The organism is Mycobacterium sp., from assembly GCF_035506235.1.
In the GTDB taxonomy this organism is placed as follows: Bacteria; Actinomycetota; Actinomycetes; order Mycobacteriales; family Mycobacteriaceae; genus Mycobacterium.
In genome coordinates this window covers 22682-41827 of record NZ_DATJPU010000108.1, presented here as the reverse complement: position 1 = coordinate 41827, position 19146 = coordinate 22682, and the positions used below count along the sequence as shown (strand labels likewise).

Genomic DNA, 19146 nt, shown 5'->3' with positions numbered 1-19146 from the left:
GCTCTAGACAAGAGGAGGTCCCGATGACGGCAGTCCGGCCCGAGTCGACTCGGCGGATGCCCCGCGCCCAACGGCGCGAACACATCCTCGAGGCCGCCACTCGCGCGTTCGCCCGGGGCGGCTTTGCGAACACGGGGCTCGATGCGATCGCCGCGGAAGCCGGTGTGACCCAGGTGATCCTGTACCGCCACTTCGCGTCGAAGGCCGACCTCTACCGGGAAGTCCTCGAGAGTGCCAACAACCGCCTCCGCGAAGCCACCGGGACAGGCGACTTCGACGACGCCACCATTCCCGCTCTCATACGCGCGGCCGCCGCCGATCCGGACGCCTTCCGGTTGCTGTTCCGATACGCCGCCCGCGAGCCCGAGTTTCGCGACATGGCCGACAGTCCCTTTGAGGGTTCAACCGAGATCACCCGCCGCCACCTTGCCGGCATCGCCAACGACCGATGGCGGGGCTGGGCGGCGCGACTACTGCCCAGCATGACGATCGACGCCGTTATCGCCTGGCTCGACGCCGGCCAGCCCGATCCCGACGAAGCCGCCATCCGAATCCGCCGCGTCGTCGACGCGGTGATCCAGTCCGCGTCCGCACGGTGAGGCCGGTCGCCGGCCGCCACTAGACTCAATGGCCGTGGCCGAACCTGCTGACCCCGTTGTGGCAACGCGTCCCGTGCTGGTCGTCGACTTCGGCGCGCAGTACGCGCAGCTGATCGCCCGGCGGGTCCGCGAGGCGCGGGTCTTTTCCGAGGTCATCCCGCACACCGCCACGGTCGAGGAGATCAAGGCCCGCAACCCGGTGGCGGTCGTGCTCTCCGGCGGACCGGCCAGCGTCTACACCGAGGGCGCCCCGCAACTCGATCCGGCGCTGTTCGACCTCGGTGTGCCGGTGTTCGGCATCTGCTACGGGTTTCAGGCCATGGCGCAGGCCCTGGGCGGCACGGTCGCCCACACCGGCACCAGTGAGTACGGCCGCACGGAGCTGAAAGTGCTTGGCGGCGAACTGCATTCGGGCCTTCCCGACGTCCAGCCGGTCTGGATGAGCCACGGCGACGCCGTCACCGCGGCGCCCGGGGGATTCGACGTGGTCGCCAGCAGCGCGGGCGCGGCGGTGGCCGCCTTCGAGAACCGGGGGCGGCGCCTTGCCGGGGTGCAGTACCACCCCGAGGTGATGCACACCCCGTACGGACAGCAGGTGCTCAGCCGGTTCCTGCACGACTTCGCCGGGCTCGGCGCGGAGTGGACGGCCGCCAACATCGCCGACGCGCTCGTCGAGCAGGTGCGTGCCCAGATCGGCGACGGCCACGCGATCTGCGGGCTGTCCGGCGGGGTGGATTCGGCGGTGGCCGCGGCGCTGGTGCAGCGCGCCATCGGCGAGAGGCTGACGTGTGTCTTCGTCGACCATGGGTTGTTGCGCGCCGGCGAGCGCGATCAGGTGCAGCGCGACTTCGTGGCCGCCACGGGCGCCAACCTGGTCACCGTCGACGCCGCCGAGACCTTCCTGCAGGCACTGTCGGGGGTGACCAACCCCGAGGGCAAGCGCAAGATCATCGGGCGGCAGTTCATCCGGGCGTTCGAGGGCGCGGTGCGGGACATCGTGGGCGACACCGATTCTCAGGTCGAGTTCCTGGTGCAGGGCACGCTGTACCCGGACGTGGTGGAGTCCGGCGGGGGAAGCGGCACCGCGAACATCAAGAGCCACCACAACGTCGGCGGCCTGCCCGGCGACCTGAAGTTCAAGCTTGTCGAGCCGCTGCGGCTCCTGTTCAAGGACGAGGTGCGCGCGGTCGGGCGGGAGTTGGGCCTGCCGGAGGAAATCGTCGGGCGCCAGCCGTTTCCGGGGCCGGGGCTGGGGATCCGGATCGTCGGCGAGGTCACCGCGCAGCGGCTGGACACGTTGCGGCGCGCCGACACGATCGCGCGCGAGGAGCTCACCGCCGCGGGCCTGGACAACCAGATCTGGCAGTGCCCGGTGGTGCTGCTGGCCGACGTCCGCTCGGTCGGCGTGCAGGGCGACAACCGCACCTACGGGCACCCGATCGTGCTGCGCCCGGTGTCCAGCGAGGACGCCATGACCGCCGACTGGACCCGGGTGCCCTACGAGGTGCTGGAGCGCATCTCGACCCGGATCACCAACGAGGTGCCCGAGGTCAACCGCGTGGTGCTGGACATCACCAGCAAGCCGCCGGGCACCATCGAGTGGGAGTAGCTTCGTAGGACTGCCGCGAGAGTGCAACTGCCGACGCCCCTTCTCGTCGGGAAACGTGTTGCCAGTTGCACTTTCGCGATACGTTACGTTACTCGACGAATTCGCGCCTGCCGTAGGCGATCGTGGCCGCATCCCACTTCCCGCCGGCCCCGGTGACGAGTCTGCGGGCGAGGTCGAGATCGCCGTCTCCGGCGACCAGGATCAAGGTGTGGCCGGTCGTGGTAACGGATCCACCCCGGGGGTCGACCCGGTCACCGCCGCGCCGCTCAGGGCGATCGTCACGGCGGCCTGCGTCTCGAACAGGGGATCGGTGTCGGTGGCGAACAACTCCGCCGGCTGGCAGGGCACGGCCTGGGCCGGCGCCGGAAAAGTGGTGCAAAAAAGCACCATCAGCCACACCAGCACCGACCGTATAAAGCAGCCTCTCACGTTTCTTGACCGTTGTCGGAGGGCGGGTGTTTACTCCAGCTGTATCGAACATACTTTCGAAAAAAGGGTTGGTAGGAGGCTCGTCATGACCACGGCTTTCGCCTCCGATCACCGCGCTGAGCAGCTGGAATCGCTGCGCCGGCGGATGGCTCAGATCTCCGGGAAGATCTCCGGTCAGGCCGTCGCCCCCGCCGTCGGCCTGCTGCCGGATTCGGAAGCCGGGCTGGCGCTCCCGAGGTGGCTCGCGGAGTCGCTGCCGGTGCCGTTGCCGCGGGGAACGGTGGCGGTGCTGTCGGGGGCCCGGTCGCTGCTGTTGGGCGTGGTGGCCGCGGTGACGGCGGCCGGTGGCAACGTCGCCGTCGTCGGCCAGCCGGACATCGGGCTGCTGGCCGCCGTGGAGATGGGGGCGGACCTGAGCCGGCTCGCGGTGATACCGGACCCCGGAACCGATCCGGTCGAGGTGGCCGCGGTGCTCGTCGACGGCATGGACCTGGTGGTGCTCGGGCTGGGCGGGCGTCAGGTGCCGCACACCCGGGCGCGGGCGGTGGTGGCGCGGGCCCGCAACAAGGGGTGCACCCTGCTGGTCACCGACGGCGACTGGCAGGGGGCGCCGACGCGGTTGGAGGCGCGGGTCTGCGGTTACGAGCTCACGGCGGGCACGGGGTTCGGCCGCATCGGTGGGGTGCGGCTGCGGGTCAGCGGGGTGTGCGCCGGCAGGCGGGTGATCGGCCGGTCGCGAGCCGGGTGAATTCGGGTGGCTTCCTCACGCGCGCTGGCGATCTGGTGCATGGACTGGCCCGCGGTCGCGGCCGCGGCGGCGGCGGGCCTGCCCGCGACGGCCCCGATCGCGATCACGTTGGCCAATCGGGTGATCGCCTGCTCGTCGGCCGCCCGCGCGGTGGGAGTGCGGCGCGGGCTGCGACGACGGGAGGCGGCGGCACGGTGCCCGCAACTGCACGTCGCGACCGCCGACACCGACCGCGATGCCCGCTTCTTCGAAGGGGTGATCGCCGCGGTGGACGATCTGGTGCCCCGCGCCGAGGTGCTGCGGCCCGGTCTCCTGGTGCTGCCGGTGCGCGGGGCGGCCCGCTATTTCGGGTCCGAGGAGCAGGCCGCCGAGCGGCTGATCGACGCGGTGGCCGCCGCGGGCGCCGAGTCTCAGGTCGGGGTCGCCGACCAGTTGTCCACCGCGGTCTTCGCCGCGCGCGCGGGCCGGATCGTCCAGCCGGGGGGCGACGCGAGGTTCCTGTCGGCGCTGTCGATCCGGCAGCTGGCCACCGAGCCGAGCCTGTCCGGTCCGGGGCGAGAGGAGCTGACGGATCTGTTGTGGCGGATGGGGATTCGCACCATCGGGCAGTTCGCCGCGCTGTCGCGCACCGACGTGGCCTCCAGGTTCGGCGCCGACGGGGTGGCCGCGCACCGGTTCGCCCGCGGCGAACCCGAGCGGGCGCCGTCCGGGCGCGAGCCGCCGCCGGAACTCGAGGCAGTGCTGGACTGCGACCCACCGATCGACCGGGTCGATGCCGCGGCCTTCGCCGGGCGCTCGCTGGCCGGCACGCTGCACCAGGCGCTGATGGCCGCGGGGGTGGGCTGCACCCGGCTGGCCATTCACGCCGTGACCGCCAATGGCGAGGAGTTGACCCGGGTGTGGCGGTGCGCCGAGCCGTTGACCGAGGACGCCACCGCCGACCGGGTGCGCTGGCAACTCGACGGGTGGCTGAGCAATCGGACTCGCGACGCCCGTCCCACGGCCGCGGTGACCCTGTTGCGGCTGCAGGCGGTGGAGGTGGTGTCGGCCGAGGCGCTGCAGTTGCCGCTATGGGGCGGCTTGGGCGAGGAGGACCGGCTGCGGGCCCGCAGGGCGCTGGTGCGGGTCCAGGGCCTGCTCGGCCCGGAGGCGGTGCGGGTGCCGGTGCTGTCCGGCGGTCGCGGGCCAGCCGAACGCATCACGCTGATCCCGCTGGGCGACGAGCCGGTGCCGCGGGCCGACCCGGGCCTGCCGTGGCCCGGGCAACTGCCGGAGCCGTCGCCGGCCGTGCTGCTCGACGATCCGGTGGATCTGCTTGACGCCCAGGGGGATTCGATACGGGTGACCGGCCGGGGGATGTTCTCGGCCGACCCCGCCCGGCTGACCGTGCGCGGCCGGGACGAGCCGCTGTGCTGGTGGGCTGGGCCCTGGCCGGTCGACGAGCGGTGGTGGGACGACCGCCCGGAGGCCGGTCAAGGGGGGAGTCGCACCGCCCGCGCCCAGGTCTTGCTGGAGGACGAGCGGGCGTTTCTGCTGTGCTACCGCCAGCGGCGCTGGTACCTCGAGGGAAGCTACGAGTGACGCGCTTATCCGATGGGCCGCAACGCGTCCGGCGTCAGGTCCTTGAGCGAGGGGTACCCGTCGACGGCCATGATCAGATCCGCCTCGGCCAGCAGCGAGCGCAGCACGTGCACGATGCCCTCGACACCGCCGAGCGCCAGCCCGTAGGCGTAGGGCCGGCCGATGCCCACCGCCGTCGCGCCCATCGCCAGGGCCTTGATGACGTCGGCGCCGCTGCGGACCCCCGAGTCGAACAGCACCGGCATCCCGTCGGCGGCCTCGAGCACACCGGGCAGGCAATCCAGACAGGGCAGGCCGCCGTTGGCTTGCCGACCGCCGTGGTTGGAACAGTAAATGCCATCCACGCCAATGTCTTTGGCGCGGCGCACGTCGTCGGGGTGGCAGATGCCCTTCACCATCAGCGGCAGGCTGGTCTCCGCCCGCAGCCACTCCAGGTCGCTCCACCGGAACGGGCCCCCGAAGATCGGCAACGTGCGCACCGCCGCCTCGGTGGCGTCCTCGCCCGGTTGCAGGCCGGCGCGAAAGACCGGATCGCTGGTGTAGTTCGCCAGGCATCCGCTGGGCACCTGCGGATAGTTCCCGGCGCTCAGGTCGCGCGGGCGCCAGCCGGTGACCCAGGTGTCGAGGGTGACCGCGATGGCCTTGAAACCGCAGGCCTCGGCGCGGTGCACCAGGCTGGCGGCCATCTCGCGGTCCGGCGGCGTGTACAGCTGGAAGAAGCCGGGGGTGTCGCCGAGCTCCGGGGCGAGGTCTTCCATCGGGTCGGACGTGAGCGTGCCCACGAAGAACGGCACGCCCGTGCGGGCGGACGCCCGTGCCGCGGCCAGGTCGCCATGGCCGTCCTGGGCGCACACGCCGATGACGCCGATGGGCGCCATGAAGATCGGGGAGGGCAGCGTCATCCCGAACAGCTCGACGGACATGTCGCGCTGCTCTGGGGCGATCCCCATGCGGGGGAACAGGCCCCAGCGCTTGAAGGCGTCGCAGTTGGCCCGCTGGGTGTGCTCGTCGCCGGCGCCACCGGCGACGTAGCCCAACACCTTCGGCGGCATCGCCGCGGCCGCCTTGGCCTCCAACTCGGAGAACCTGATGGGGTAGGGCGGCTGCCGGCCGGCCTGCCCCTGGTCGTACAGCTCGGTCTGATAGTCGGCGAAAGGCATGGCTCGCGCATACCCGGCGATCGGTCCGCCAAACGGACGCTAGCCGAGCCCGCGCGCGAACGGCCCGACCCGCTCGATGAACCGGTCGAAGAACGCCGCGGGGTCCACATCAACGCCGATCAGGGCGTTGGCTTTTCGGCCGCCCGACCAATCGGCGGCCGTCACACCCCGGGTCGGGGTGTTCGCCAGCTCGATGTCCACCGTCGCCGCCCGGGTCGTGATCAGCCGCGGGTCGAGCGCCGCCGCGGCGGCCAACGGGTCGTGCATGAACGCGACGTAGCCGTGCCCGCGGTCCTCGTGGGACTCGAAGTAGAACCGCATCGCGTCCTCGATCACGCCTATCAACGGCGACGGGCCCGCGTCAGCGGCGAGCCGGGCCAGAATGTCCGGTGTCATCGCCACGCGCCGGGTGAGGTCCAGCCCGCAGACGATCGGAAGTTGTTGCTGCCCGGCCCATCCGGCGAAGACCTCGCCGGCCGCCTCCGGATCCACCCGGATGTTCCATTCGGCCATCGGGTCGGCTTCAATGCTCGTGCCGCCGAAAACGCCGCCCATGATCACCAGCCGTCGCAGCATCCTCGGCAGCGCGGGTTCGGCGCGCAACGCCAGCGCCAGGTTGGTCAGCGGGCCGGTGACCAGGCCGATCAGCTCGCCGGGATGGGCATGCGCCGCGGCCACCCACGCCGCGGTGGCGTCGTGGACGGTGAGCCCGCGGTCGGTGCTGGGCAGTTCGGCATAGCCTAACCCCTTGGGGCCGTGGAATTTCGAGCGATGGGGCCACCGCCCGCACAGTGGCTCGTCGGCGCCCTTGGACACGGGAATGGCTGGAGCGCAGCACAATTCGAGCAAACCCAGATTGTTCGCGCAGACTTGGCCCACGTGAATATTTCCGCCGGTCGAGGCGATGCCGACCACCTCGGCGTCGGCGCTGGCCAGCAGGTAGATCAACGCCATCGCGTCGTCGATGCCGGTGTCGACATCGACGAAAACGGCGTTCACCGCGGCAACAATACCGGGTGGTTCTACGGCCAGGCCGAGGCGAAGGTGATCACCAAGACGTCGCGCTGCGCCGGGCCGGAGCCGTCGATCGGACGGATCGGCGAGACGCCGTGCAGGGTGCGACGGTCGTCGCCCAGCATCAGCGTCCCCGGCTCGGCCAGCGTCGTCGCCAGCAACTGCCAGCCATCCAGGTCGCACACCGTGCTCTCGCCGCCGATGGCGTTGCGCCGCCCGACCAGCAGCGACGTGACCAGGGTGACGCCGTCGCGGTGCATGCCCTCGGGTGTCGGATCACCGTTCTGGTCCGCGCAGCATAGGACGCGGAACGGATGCACCTTGACGTTCCAGTCGGCGACGTCGTCGAGGGCCGCGGCCACCCGGGCCAGCAGCTTGATCACCTTGTGTAGCAAGGGATCCGCGGCGAACGCGTCGGTCAGCGGCTCGAAGTCGCGGTCCCTGCCGACGTAGAAGGGGTTGGAGTCCTCCGGCTGCACGAACGCGAGCCTGGGCATCCGACGCAGCACCCCGTCGCGAAACGAGTACTGGCCGTAACGGCGCAGCCGCCGCACCCCCAGCTCGGCCGCGTAGGGGTCAGGCGCCAGCTGCCGCCAATGCCGGGCAAACCGGGTCCATACTTCGCGGCCCACCTCCAGGCTCCGCGTCACGTCGAGCGAGGGCAGCACGGCGACGCCCGTCGCGGCGACCCGCCGGGCCGCGGCGGCCACCGGATCGGCGTCCGTCCACTTTTCGCAAAGGACCATCGCGCCGGGATACCGCAATTCGGTGTCGCTAAACGCGGATCACCAATGCACTCCGGGCACCAGTCGCACCAGCCGCTTGACCGGGCGCGGTGTCCGTATGCCGCCCGTGACCGCGCGGGCGGGCCGCCTCGGCTTGCGCGGCGCCGGGGTGGCCGGGGCCGGTTCTGTGGGCACGCCGCGCGCCGCGGCGGAATCGGGATAGCCGAGATAGAGCTGATGCAGGATGCGCCGCGACGTCCGCGGCGCGAAGTAGTTGCCGATCTCGGCCAGCGTGCCCAGCGGGGTGTCGATGCGCGCCGGCTTCTCGACGAGGCCGCGCACCACCATCGCCGCCGCGCGCTCGGGGCTGATCGCGGGCACCGGGTTGAGCCGGTGCGACGGCGCGATCATGGGCGTACGGACCAGCGGCATGTGGATGTTGGTGAACGTGATGTGGTCCGACAGCGTCTCCGAGCCGACCACGTCGGCGAACGCGTCGAGCGCCGCCTTGGTCGGGAGATAGGAGCTGTATTTGGGGTTGCGGGCCTGCACGCCGGCGCTGGAGACGTTGACCACGTGACCGAACCGGCGCTCGCGCCAGTGCGGCAACAGCGCCAGCACCATGCGCACCGCGCCGAAGTAGTTGACCGCCATCACCCGTTCGTAGTCGTGCAGGCGGTCGGTCGAGTTGACCACCGAGCGGCGGATCGACCGGCCGGCGTTGTTCACCAAATAGTCGACGTGGTCGAAGCGCCCCAGGATGTCCTTGACGGTGTGCTCCACCGACGTGGAGTCGGTGACGTCGCAGGTGAACGCGTACGCCTGCCCGCCGCCCGCGCGGATCTCGGCGACCAGCGCATCCAGCGCGTCGGCGTTTCGGGCCAGCGCGAACACCGTTGCGCCCCTTTCGGCGACGGCGATCGCCGACGCCCGCCCGATCCCGCTGGACGCGCCGGTGATGATGACGTGCCGGCCCCGCAGCGGCGCCTTGGGGTCGTCGCGCCGCGCGCGATCGGGGTCGAGGTGCTCGGCCCAGTACCGCCACAGCTCCGGTGCGTAGCTCGCGAAGTCGGGGACTTCGATACCGCTGCCCTGCAACGCCTTTCGGGTCTCGTCGCTGACGAACTGCGGCGCCAGGTCGACGACGTCGAAAATCTCGGCGGGGATCCCCAGCTGGGTGGCCGCCATGTTGCGCAGCACCCTGGCGCGCCCACGCACCCTGAGCACCGGCGCGGCCACCGAGCGGGGCAGCGACCCGCGCAGCGGCGGCAGCCCGGCTGCCTTGGCCACGCCGCGGTAGATGCCGCGCAACCCGATGGGTTTGGGTGACGTGAGGTGGAAGGTTCGCCCGTCATAACCCTCGGCGTGCATGAGCGCGACCAGCGCGTCGACGACGTAGTCGACCGGGACGATGTTGGTGCGGCCGGTGTCGGGCAGCAGCATCGGCGTCAGCGACGGCAGGACCGCCAGCTTGGCGAGCACGCCGAAGAAGTAGTACGGCCCGTCGACCTTGTCCATCTCGCCGGTGACCGAGTCGCCCACCACGACGGCGGGGCGGTAGACGCGGTAGCGCGGCCCGGACGTCGACCGTACCAACGACTCCGCCTCGAACTTCGTCCGGTGGTAGGCGGTCGGCAGCTGCTGCCCGACGTCGAAGTCGTCCTCGGTGTACTCACCGGGAAAGTCGCCCGCAACGGCGATCGACGACACGTGGTGCAGCGTCGCGTCCAGCCGCCGCGCCAGCTCGATGACCGCCTGGGTGCCCTTGACGTTCGTGGCGCGTTGCTCGGTCTCGCCCGCGGTGATGTCGTAGATCGCCGCGCAGTGCACGACGTGGTCGACCCGACCCAGCTCGGCCAGGGTCTCGTCGGTCAGGCCCAGCTCGGGCAGCTCGCCGACCAGCGGCGCCGCCCGCTCACCCCACTCGGCCGCGAGGCGTTCGAAGCGTCCCAGCGATCCGCGGCGCACCAACACCCACACCCGCGCGTCCGGCCGGGTTTCCAGAATTCGGGACACGACGCGGCGACCGATAAACCCGGTACCGCCGGTAACGACATACCGCATGCGCACATGGTAGCGGTCAGCCGCTGAAGTCGCGGATGCCGTCCCAATCCTGCAGCGTCCAGCCCGTCATCGGGTTGCCCGAGATCACCACGCGGCCGGTATTCGGCAGCGGATGGGTGATCCGGAGGCTGTCCTTGGCGTTCTTCACGTTCATCAGCGTCCAGTACTCGATGGAGTACAGGTGTGCGAACACCACCGGGTTGTTGTGCCCGCTGTCGTAGACCTTCTGGACGGCCGCGGTGAAGCGGTCGTTGAACTCTTTGCCGGTGATCGACCCGGGGATGCTGTTTTGCACGTCGCCGTTGAGCCAGTCCGCCGGCGCCAGCAGGTACGTCGAGGGATCCATCGAGACCGGTTTGCCCTCGAACCAGCCGGCGTCGATCTCCTGGACGCCCGGCAGCACCTGCACTTGCTCGTGCAGTTCGGCGGCCAACGGCTCGGCGGTCTGCTGGGCGCGCGCCATCGTGGAGGCGTAGACGGCGTCGTACTTGTTGTGGGCGAGCTGGTGCGCGACCTGTTCGGCCTCCGCCTTGCCGTCGGGGCTGAGGCCCGGGCCGGGGATCGAGGTGTCGAGGACCCCGCTGGCGTTGGCCTCCGACTGCGCGTGCCGGATGAACGTCAGGGTGATGCTGCGCGGCTGCGGCGAGCCGCCGCAGGCGCCGACGATGACCGCCGCGGCGAGCACGGCCAGACCCTTTGAGATCACGCTCCCCTTGCGCATGTCGATAGCCTGCCCTGCCGAGGGTGCCGGGGGGAAGGGTTTGCGATGGTTAGGTGGCGAAAAGGCGCGATTCCACAGTCGAGAGGAGACCCGCATGGCCATTGATCCGAGTGCCGTCGGCGCGGTGAGCGAACCGATGCTGTTCGAATGGACCGACCGCGACACGATGCTGTACGCCCTCGGCGTCGGATGCGGTACCGACGACCTGTCGTTCACGACCGAGAACAGCCACGACATCACCCAACAGGTACTGCCCACCTACGCGGTGATCTGCTCCCCGGCGTTCGCCGCGGCCGGCAAGATCGGAACGTTCAACCACGCCATGCTCTTGCACGGATCGCAAGGTGTCCGGTTGCATGCGCCGCTGCCGGCCGCCGGCAAGCTGTCGGTGGTCTCCGAGGTAGCCGACATCCAGGACAAGGGCGAGGGCAAGAACGCGGTGGTGATGCTGCGCGGTCGCGGCACCGACCCGGACTCGGGGACGCTGATCGCCGAAACGTCGACCACCTTCGTCGTCCGGGGCGCGGGCGGGTTTGGTGGAGCGCCGGGACAGCGGCCGGTCGCGCCGGAGATCCCGGACCGGGAGCCGGACGCCCGGATTCCGCTGCCCACCCGCGAGGATCAGGCGCTGATCTATCGGCTGTCCGGCGACCGCAACCCGCTGCACAGCGATCCCTGGTTCGCCCGCGAGCTCGCCGGGTTCCCCAAGCCGATCCTGCACGGGCTGTGCAGCTACGGGTTCGCGGGGCGCGCGCTGGTCGCCGAGCTGGGTAAGGGCGTGGCCGCCAATGTCACCTCGATCGACGCGCGGTTCAGCTCGCCCGTGTTCCCCGGCGAGACACTGACCACCTTGATCTGGCGGACGGAGACCGGGAAGGCGGTTTTCCGGACAGAGGCGTCCGGGCCCGACGGTGCCGACGCGCGCGTGGTGCTGGACGACGGCGCGGCCGAGTACGCGGAGGGGTAGCTGCCAGGTGCCGTCGGCGCCTTTGGTGCCGGCGGTTAATCCGCGCGGGAGTCGCTGAGCCGCCGCGCCAGCCGGTCGGTGAACTCGGCGGCCTGCGCGGGATTGTCCAGCGCGAACCGCGCGGCGGTGGCGCGGTCACCGTCTTCGTTGTGCCGCACCAGGATCGGCACGCCGTCGGCACTGATCGCGTCGAACGCGTCCTCGTCGGTGATGTCGTCTCCGAGATAGATCGGCACCAAGGGGCCGGAGTCGGCCTCGCTCAGGTGCTCGAGCACCCACCGCAGGGTCTTTCCCTTGTCCCAGTCCATGTCCGGTCGCAGCTCGATGACCTCGCGGCCGGTGGTCACCCGAAGACCGTCGCGCCGGCCCGCCGCGCGGACCGCCGCGGCCACCTCGCCGACGCGGTCCCGGGCGACGTTGCGATAGTGCACGGCGACACCAAAACGCTTGTGTTCCACCACAATTCCCGGAATGGCGCCCAGTCGGTCGCGTAGCTCAGCCGCCGCCTGTTCGAGCACGGGGATGGCCGCCGCCGCGTCCGCGTTCTGGTGGTGCGTCCCGTCGGGCGCGGTCAGCTCGAAACCGTGGCTGCCGGCGTACCAGATGCCGGGCACGCCGAGACGCTTCGTCACGTCGGCGAGGTCGCGGCCGGACAGCACCGCCACCGGACATTGCGCGGCCAGCCTCTGCAGCGCCTCGACCGCCCCGTCAACGGGCCGGGCGGCGTCCGGATCGTCGACGATGTCCGACAGGGTGCCGTCGAAGTCGTAGAACACGGCCGGCCGGTGGTCGGCCAGGGCGCCCAGAGCTTCGCGCGCGTCGGGCAGCTGGGACATCCGCCGGTCGCCGGTGCGCACCATGATCTCATCCGGGTCGGCGACCACCGCATCGGCGCCGGAATCGCGGAGCGCGTCCGCGGCGCCGGTGCGGTCGACGCCGATGATCAACGCGAAGCCGTCGTCGCGCGCGGCCTGACTGCGCGCCGGGTCGTCGGTCACCACGGCGCATCGGCCCGGGCGCACCGAGAGCTCGCCGGCCGCTCGGCCCAGCTCGCTGTCCGACGCGAAGACGCCGGTGCCGACGCCGGCGTCGCGCAGTTGCCGGACCAGCGCCGGCGAGGAGCCCAGCGCCGCGTCGAACAGCACCGCGTCATGCCGGCGCGGGTCGATGATGACCGACTCCGAATTGCGCACGCCCAACCTTCTCACGGTGCCGGGCGGCACCGGGCCCGGGTCAGTGACGGGCCGGTGCCGAGGGATGCGCTCGTTGCGCCTGGCTCGGGTGCCTCCGGACGGTGCGCCTCCGCCGGTGGTCCTTGCCGAACAGCAGCACGGAATCCTGGCTGAGCGCCACCATCCGCGCCATGCCCAGTTCGATGCCGGCGACCAGCTGCTTGACGTCGGCCGCGGCGTCGTATTCGGCGGTGATGCCGAACACCACGTCGTCGCGGTAGCTGAGCACCGCGACCCCCGTGCTCAGCCGCACGGCGGTCGGGGGGATCGGCAGCAGGCGCTCGATCGTCTGGCCCATCAGCCGCAACCGGTGGCGAGGCCCGGGCGTGTGGGTGCCCAGCGTCACGATGCCGGCGTGCGGCAGCCGGGCCAGCAGCTGTAATACGTTGCCGCGCAGTGTCGCCGGCAGGCAGCTGAGCGCCGACTCGACGACGCCGGGTTGGCGCCGGCCCGCTTGCTGGACCTTCTGGGCCTTCCAGCGGTTGTGCACCGTGCGCAACTGTTGGACCGGATCCTCGTGCTCGACGGGCAGATACGGCAGCATGGCCGAACGGACCGCCTGCCCAAACAGTGGCACCAGGGTGCGCAACGAGTCCGCGCGCGGCTCCTCGCCGCGCCGCAGCAAAACCCCCCGGAAGCCCTCGGTGATGGCCGCCAGCGCAACGTCGTTGACGGTCACACCGAATTTGCGGCACACCCTGTCCACGTCGGCGGCGGGGACGCGCAGGGTTACGTAGCGCCGCATGACCGAATCGACCGTAAGCCGCTCCGCGGGCCACATCGCCCCGGCGACGGTCCCGGCCAATGCGACGGCCCGGCCCAGGGCGTCGACCCAGCCGCGCCGTGACTCCGGCGAAACATGTTCGGCACCAACGCCTTTAGTGAAGGCATCGTCGTTGGCGTCGTCGCAGAGCCTGGCCAGTAGGTGGGCGGCCGAGTTGCCGGCGGCGACGTCGTGGTGGGTCTTCATCAGGATCGCCCACCGGTTCCCCTTCAGGCCCTCGATGACCCAGCACTCCCACGGCGGACGGTTCAAGTCCAGGGGACGCTCCAGGGCCAAGGCGATGGCCTGGGACAGCTGGGTGTCGTCGCCGGGGCGCGGAATCGCCACCCGGCGCACATGACGGGCGACGTCGAGTTCCCGATAGTCGATCCACTCGAGGTTCTGCGCCCGCAGCAACTGCGTGCACCGCGGTATCGACCGAAACCGTTCTGCCAGAAGGTCTTTCAGCAGCTCGAAGCCGGGGACCGGGCCGTCGACGATGGCGACCGCGCCGATCGCCAGGCTCGCGTGCTGTTCGGGGTCCTGGGCCTTGAGGTAAGCCGTGTCCAGTTTCTTCGCTTGCGCCATGCCCAGTCCCCACCGTCGTTCTTTGCCCTGGTACCAGTATCTATGCGGCGCCTGCGGGGCGGTAGGCCAGGAGCGTTAAGAATATGTTTAGACCCGTTTAACAGGACACGCTCATATTCGAACATGTATTCGACTAGACTCGAGGGGGTGGGCTGGTTCAACGGGCCGCCGAGCTGGGCGGAGATGGAGCGGGTGCTCGACGGCAAGCCGCGCCATGCCGGCGCGCCTGCGCAGCCCCCCGAGGACGCCCCTTTGTCGCGCAAGCGCGGGACGTACCGGCCGCCCGACGACACCCGGCCGGTTCGCTCGTCTCTTGCGTATGCCGAGTTACACGCGCATTCGGCGTTCAGTTTCCTCGACGGGGCCAGCACCCCGGAGGAGCTGGTCGAAGAGGCTGCCCGGCTGGGCCTGCGCGCCCTGGCGCTCACCGACCACGACGGCCTGTACGGGGCGGTGCGGTTCGCCGAGGCGGCCGCCGAACTCGACCTGAGCACCGTGTTCGGCGCCGAGCTGTCGCTGGGACCGGGCGCCCGCACCGAGGCGCCGGATCCGCCCGGCCCGCACCTGCTGGTGCTGGCCCGCGGCCCGGAGGGCTACCGGCGGCTGTCGCGGCAACTGGCCGCGGCGCACCTGGCCGGCGGGGAGAAGGGCAAGCCGCGCTACGACGTCGACGCGCTGACCGAGGCCGCCGACGGGCACTGGCACATCCTGACCGGTTGTCGCAAAGGCCACGTGCGCCAGGCGCTTTCCGACGGCGGCCCGGACGCGGCGGAGCGGGCGCTGGCCGGCCTGGTGGACCGGTTCGGGGCTCGCCGGGTCAGCGTCGAGCTGACCCATCACGGTCACCCGCTCGACGACGAACGCAACGCCGCGCTGGCCGCGCTGGCGCCGCGCTTCGGCGTCGGGGTCGTCGCCACCACCGGGGCGCATTTCGCCCACCCGGCGCGCGGCCGGCTGGCCATGGCAATGGGCGCGATCCGGGCCCGGCAGTCCCTGGACTCCGCCGCCGGGTGGCTGGCCCCGCTGGGCGGCTCGCACCTGCGGTCCGGCGAGGAGATGGCCCGGCTGTTCGGCCGGCGGCCCGACGCGGTGACGGCCGCCGCCGAACTCGGCGAGCAGTGCGCGTTCGGGCTGGCGCTGATCGCCCCCCGGCTGCCGCCGTTCGACGTGCCCGACGGGCACACCGAGGACAGCTGGCTGCGGCAGTTGACGATGGCCGGCGCGCGCGACCGCTACGGGCCGGCCGATGCCGCGCCGCGCGCGTACGCCCAGATCGAGCACGAACTGAAAGTCATTGCGCACCTGAGCTTTCCGGGCTACTTCCTGGTGGTGCACGACATCGCCCGGTTCTGCCGGGAGAACAACGTCCTGTGTCAGGGCAGGGGATCGGCGGCCAATTCCGCGGTCTGTTACGCCCTGGGCGTCACCGCCGTCGACCCGGTGGCCAACGAGCTGCTCTTCGAGCGCTTCCTGTCGCCGGCCCGCGACGGGCCCCCCGACATCGACATGGACATCGAGTCCGACCAGCGCGAGAAGGTCATCCAGTACGTCTACGACAAGTACGGCCGCGACTACGCCGCCCAGGTCGCCAACGTCATCACCTACCGGGGAAAGATCGCGGTGCGCGACATGGCCCGCGCCCTGGGCTTCTCGCAGGGTCAGCAGGACGCGTGGAGCAAGCAGATCAGCACCTGGAACGGGGTGGCGGATTCGCCCGACGCAGAAGGCATTCCGGAGCAGGTGATCGACCTGGCGAACCAGATCCGGAATCTGCCGCGGCACATGGGCATTCATTCCGGCGGCATGGTGATCTGCGACCGCCCGATCGCCGACGTGTGCCCGGTGGAGTGGGCGCGCATGGAGAACCGCAGCGTCCTGCAATGGGACAAGGACGACTGCGCGGCAATCGGTTTGGTGAAGTTCGACCTGCTGGGGCTGGGCATGCTCTCGGCGCTGCACTACGCCATCGACCTGGTGGCCGAGCACAAGGGCATCGAGGTTGACCTGGCCCGCCTCGACCTCTCCGAGCCGGCGGTGTACGAGATGCTGTCCCGCGCCGACTCCGTCGGCGTGTTTCAGGTGGAGTCGCGGGCGCAGATGGCCACGTTGCCCAGGCTCAAGCCGCGGATCTTCTACGACCTGGTGGTGGAGGTCGCGCTGATCCGGCCCGGCCCCATCCAGGGCGGGTCGGTGCACCCCTACATCCGGCGGCGCAACGGCATCGACCCGGTCGTCTACGACCACCCCTCGATGGAACCGGCGCTGCGAAAGACGCTGGGGGTGCCGCTTTTTCAAGAACAATTGATGCAGCTCGCGGTCGACTGCGCCGGATTCTCCGCCGCCGAGGCCGACCAGCTGCGGCGCGCTATGGGCTCCAAGCGTTCGACCGAACGCATGCGGCGGCTGCGCGGCCGGTTCTACGACGGCATGCGCGCGCTGCACGGCGCCACCGACGAGGTGATCGACCGAACCTACGAAAAGCTGGAAGCCTTCGCCAATTTCGGCTTCCCCGAAAGCCACGCGCTGTCCTTCGCGTCGCTGGTGTTTTACTCGTCGTGGTTCAAGCTGCACCACCCGGCGGCGTTCTGCGCCGCGCTGCTGCGCGCGCAGCCGATGGGCTTCTATTCGCCGCAGTCGCTGGTGGCCGACGCGCGACGGCACGGCGTGACGGTGCACGGCCCGGACGTCAACGCCAGCCTGGCCCACGCCACGCTCGAGAACGGCGGAACCGAGGTCCGGCTCGGTCTGGGGGCCGTCCGCCACATCGGCGACGACCTCGCCGAGCGGCTGGTGCAGGAGCGAAAGGCCCACGGCCCGTTCGTTTCCCTGCTGGACCTGACGACCCGGCTGCAGCTGTCCGTGCCGCAGACCGAGGCGCTGGCCACGGCCGGGGCGCTGGGCTGCTTCGGCATGTCCCGGCGCGAGGGGCTGTGGGCGGCCGGGGCGGCCGCCACCCAGCGCCCGGACCGGTTGCCCGGCGTAGGGTCGTCGTCGCACGTCCCGGCGCTGCCCGGAATGAGCGAGCTGGAGCTGGCCGCCGCCGACGTGTGGGCCACCGGCATCTCCCCGGACAGTTATCCGACGCAGTTCCTGCGGGAAAACCTGGACGCGATGGGCGTGGTGCCCGCCGACAAGCTGCTGGACGTGCCCGACGGCGACCGCGTGCTGATCGCCGGCGCAGTGACCCACCGGCAGCGGCCCGGGACGGCCCAGGGGGTGACGTTCCTCAACCTCGAGGACGAGACCGGGATGGTCAACGTGCTCTGCACGCCCGGGGTGTGGGCGCGGCACCGCAAGCTGGCCAACACCGCACCGGCGCTGCTGGTGCGCGGTCAGGTGCAAAACGCCAGCGGCGCCGTCACCGTCGTCGCCGAGCGGCTGGGCCGCATCACCCTGGCCGTCGGCTCGAGGTCCCGCGACTTCCGCTGACGCGCCGAACGTGAACGCAGCGCGAATTTTTCGCCGGATCTTCGCAATGGGTTCACGCTCGGCGCGCCCGATCGCTAGGCGGGCGTGGTCCAGACTTTGGTCGGGGTGATCGCCAACCGGGTGCTGAAGGCGTCCATTGAGATCCCCTCGGCCGCCTCCAGCTCCTTCGCGAGCTCGCCGTACTTCGCCCAGTAGGGTTGGTCATCCGCGCAATTCACCCCGGTTGCGTCGACCGCCGCGGTCCCACCGACGACGATGATGCCGCCGCCGTTACCGTCCGAATCCAGGTTCAGGCTCACCTGCGGGTGTGCCTTGATGTGGGCGACCTTGGCGGCCTGCGGCATGGAGTACACCGTCAGCCTCGCCCCGTCGAAGTAGAACCAGACCAGCCGGGGAACCGGTTGTCCCGATTTGGCGACGGTAGTCAGCCACCCGAAGTTGTCCGACGTGAGCCGGCTGGAAACCTCTTGCGTCAGTTCGACTGTCATGCAGCCAACGGTAGTCTCCACACATGACCCTCAACCTGTCCGTCGACGAAGTACTGACCACCACCCGATCGGTCCGCAAGCGCCTCGACTTCGACAGGCCGGTGGGCCGCGAGGTGCTTATGGAATGCCTCGACCTGGCGCTGCAGGCGCCGACCGGCTCCAACTCGCAGGGCTGGCAGTGGGTGTTCGTCGAGGACGCCGACAAGAAGAAGGCGATCGGCGAGATCTACCTGGCCAACGCCCGGGGCTACCTCAGCGCGCCCGGGGCCGAATACGCCGAGGGGGACGCCCGCGGCGAGCGGATGGGCAAGGTCCGGGACTCCGCGACGTACCTCGCCGAGCACATGCACGAGGCGCCGGTGCTGATGATCCCGTGCATCGAGGGCCGCGAGGACAAGACGCCGCTGGGCGGCGTGTCGTTCTGGGCGTCGCTGTTCCCGGCGGTCTGGAGCTTCTGCCTGGCCCTGCGCTCGCGGGGCCTGGGCTCCTGCTGGACGACGCTGCACCTGCTGCGCGACGGCGAAAAGCAGGCGGCCGACGTGCTCGGCATCCCCTACGACCGGTACAGCCAGGGCGGGCTGTTCCCGATCGCCTACACCAAGGGCACCGACTTCCGGCCGGCCAAGCGGCTGCCCGCCGAGCAACTGACGCACTGGAACAGTTGGTAAGTCACGTCGTCAGCGGCCACACCTCGACGACACCGTGTGCGACCGCACAAGGGGTTTGGCTGACGCGCTCGATCGCCGCGTCGAGGTCGGCGGCCTCCAGCACGGCGAACCCGGCGATCGGCAACGCCGAGTGCCGGTAGGGTCCGTGCTCGATCCGCACCCCGGCGCCGTCCGGATTGCGCACCGCGACGGGATCTCCGGCGATTCCGATGAGCGCCCCGGCCGCGCGCAATTCGTCGTCGCGCCCGTGCGCGGCCCTCTTGCATTCGTCGCTCACGCGGTCGTAGCCGGCCGCGTCCCCGTAGCCGATCGTGATGAAGGTAGCCATATCAATGCTGACTCGCGCGGGGCCCGGGAGTCA

17 protein-coding genes are annotated in these 19146 nt (G+C 70.7%); 7 read left to right on the top strand and 10 right to left on the bottom strand.

The window, feature by feature from the left end:
* Positions 1–23: 23 nt before the first annotated feature.
* On the top strand, positions 24–599 hold the full coding sequence (locus tag VMD50_RS10055) for a TetR/AcrR family transcriptional regulator (RefSeq protein WP_325427334.1): 576 nt from the start codon (positions 24–26) through the stop codon (positions 597–599).
* Between the two features lie 28 nt (positions 600–627).
* On the top strand, positions 628–2208 hold the full coding sequence (gene guaA / locus VMD50_RS10050; protein ID WP_414686036.1) for a glutamine-hydrolyzing GMP synthase: 1581 nt from the start codon (positions 628–630) through the stop codon (positions 2206–2208).
* 201 nt (positions 2209–2409) lie between these two features.
* Here the strand turns inward: guaA and VMD50_RS10045 are convergent, their stop codons facing one another.
* The gene (locus VMD50_RS10045) at positions 2410–2637 is read right to left on the bottom strand and encodes a hypothetical protein (RefSeq protein ID WP_325427331.1); all 228 of its coding nucleotides are present in this window, start codon (positions 2635–2637) and stop codon (positions 2410–2412) included.
* An 85-nt stretch (positions 2638–2722) separates the two neighbouring features.
* Here VMD50_RS10045 and VMD50_RS10040 point away from each other — a divergent pair, with 85 nt between their 5' ends.
* Both VMD50_RS10040 and VMD50_RS10035 read left to right on the top strand, forming a co-directional pair.
* Positions 2723–3385, top strand: coding sequence for a hypothetical protein (locus VMD50_RS10040; RefSeq protein WP_325427329.1), 663 nt, complete (start codon positions 2723–2725; stop codon positions 3383–3385).
* A 39-nt stretch (positions 3386–3424) separates the two neighbouring features.
* A complete protein-coding gene (locus VMD50_RS10035) occupies positions 3425–4966 on the top strand; it encodes a DNA polymerase Y family protein (RefSeq protein WP_325427377.1) in 1542 nt (513 codons plus the stop codon).
* Positions 4967–4971: 5 nt separating this feature from the next.
* Here the strand turns inward: VMD50_RS10035 and VMD50_RS10030 are convergent, their stop codons facing one another.
* From VMD50_RS10030 to VMD50_RS10010, 5 genes are read right to left on the bottom strand one after another with little or no spacing between them, the layout of a single operon-like run.
* Entirely contained in the window at positions 4972–6126 is a 1155-nt protein-coding gene (locus VMD50_RS10030) for an alpha-hydroxy-acid oxidizing protein (RefSeq protein ID WP_325427327.1), read from the bottom strand.
* A gap of 39 nt (positions 6127–6165) precedes the next feature.
* Positions 6166–7125 (bottom strand): nucleoside hydrolase, encoded by a 960-nt coding sequence (locus VMD50_RS10025; protein ID WP_325427325.1) that lies wholly within the window; start codon positions 7123–7125, stop codon positions 6166–6168.
* Between the two features lie 23 nt (positions 7126–7148).
* Entirely contained in the window at positions 7149–7886 is a 738-nt protein-coding gene (locus tag VMD50_RS10020; protein ID WP_325427323.1) for a 2OG-Fe dioxygenase family protein, read from the bottom strand.
* A 39-nt stretch (positions 7887–7925) separates the two neighbouring features.
* On the bottom strand, positions 7926–9929 hold the full coding sequence (locus VMD50_RS10015) for an SDR family oxidoreductase (protein ID WP_325427321.1): 2004 nt from the start codon (positions 9927–9929) through the stop codon (positions 7926–7928).
* A 16-nt stretch (positions 9930–9945) separates the two neighbouring features.
* Positions 9946–10650: a histidine phosphatase family protein gene (locus VMD50_RS10010; RefSeq protein ID WP_325427319.1), complete on the bottom strand. Its 705-nt coding sequence runs from the start codon at positions 10648–10650 to the stop codon at positions 9946–9948.
* A 94-nt stretch (positions 10651–10744) separates the two neighbouring features.
* Here VMD50_RS10010 and VMD50_RS10005 point away from each other — a divergent pair, with 94 nt between their 5' ends.
* Positions 10745–11617 (top strand): MaoC family dehydratase, encoded by an 873-nt coding sequence (locus tag VMD50_RS10005; protein ID WP_325427317.1) that lies wholly within the window; start codon positions 10745–10747, stop codon positions 11615–11617.
* A 35-nt stretch (positions 11618–11652) separates the two neighbouring features.
* On the opposite strand, the gene otsB is transcribed toward VMD50_RS10005, so the two are convergent.
* Together otsB and VMD50_RS09995 are read right to left on the bottom strand one after the other, a co-directional pair.
* Positions 11653–12810, bottom strand: coding sequence for a trehalose-phosphatase (gene otsB / locus VMD50_RS10000; RefSeq protein WP_325427315.1), 1158 nt, complete (start codon positions 12808–12810; stop codon positions 11653–11655).
* A 40-nt stretch (positions 12811–12850) separates the two neighbouring features.
* Entirely contained in the window at positions 12851–14200 is a 1350-nt protein-coding gene (locus VMD50_RS09995) for a wax ester/triacylglycerol synthase domain-containing protein (RefSeq protein ID WP_325427313.1), read from the bottom strand.
* Between the two features lie 147 nt (positions 14201–14347).
* On the opposite strand from VMD50_RS09995, the gene VMD50_RS09990 reads away from it, so the two are divergent.
* Positions 14348–17629: an error-prone DNA polymerase gene (locus VMD50_RS09990; protein ID WP_325427375.1), complete on the top strand. Its 3282-nt coding sequence runs from the start codon at positions 14348–14350 to the stop codon at positions 17627–17629.
* Positions 17630–17703: 74 nt separating this feature from the next.
* Here VMD50_RS09990 and VMD50_RS09985 read toward each other — a convergent pair whose 3' ends face one another.
* On the bottom strand, positions 17704–18117 hold the full coding sequence (locus tag VMD50_RS09985; RefSeq protein ID WP_325427311.1) for a TIGR03667 family PPOX class F420-dependent oxidoreductase: 414 nt from the start codon (positions 18115–18117) through the stop codon (positions 17704–17706).
* A 23-nt stretch (positions 18118–18140) separates the two neighbouring features.
* On the opposite strand from VMD50_RS09985, the gene VMD50_RS09980 reads away from it, so the two are divergent.
* Entirely contained in the window at positions 18141–18785 is a 645-nt protein-coding gene (locus VMD50_RS09980; RefSeq protein ID WP_325427309.1) for a nitroreductase family protein, read from the top strand.
* Between the two features lies 1 nt (position 18786).
* On the opposite strand, the gene VMD50_RS09975 is transcribed toward VMD50_RS09980, so the two are convergent.
* A complete protein-coding gene (locus VMD50_RS09975; RefSeq protein WP_325427307.1) occupies positions 18787–19113 on the bottom strand; it encodes a YciI family protein in 327 nt (108 codons plus the stop codon).
* Positions 19114–19146 lie beyond the last annotated feature (33 nt).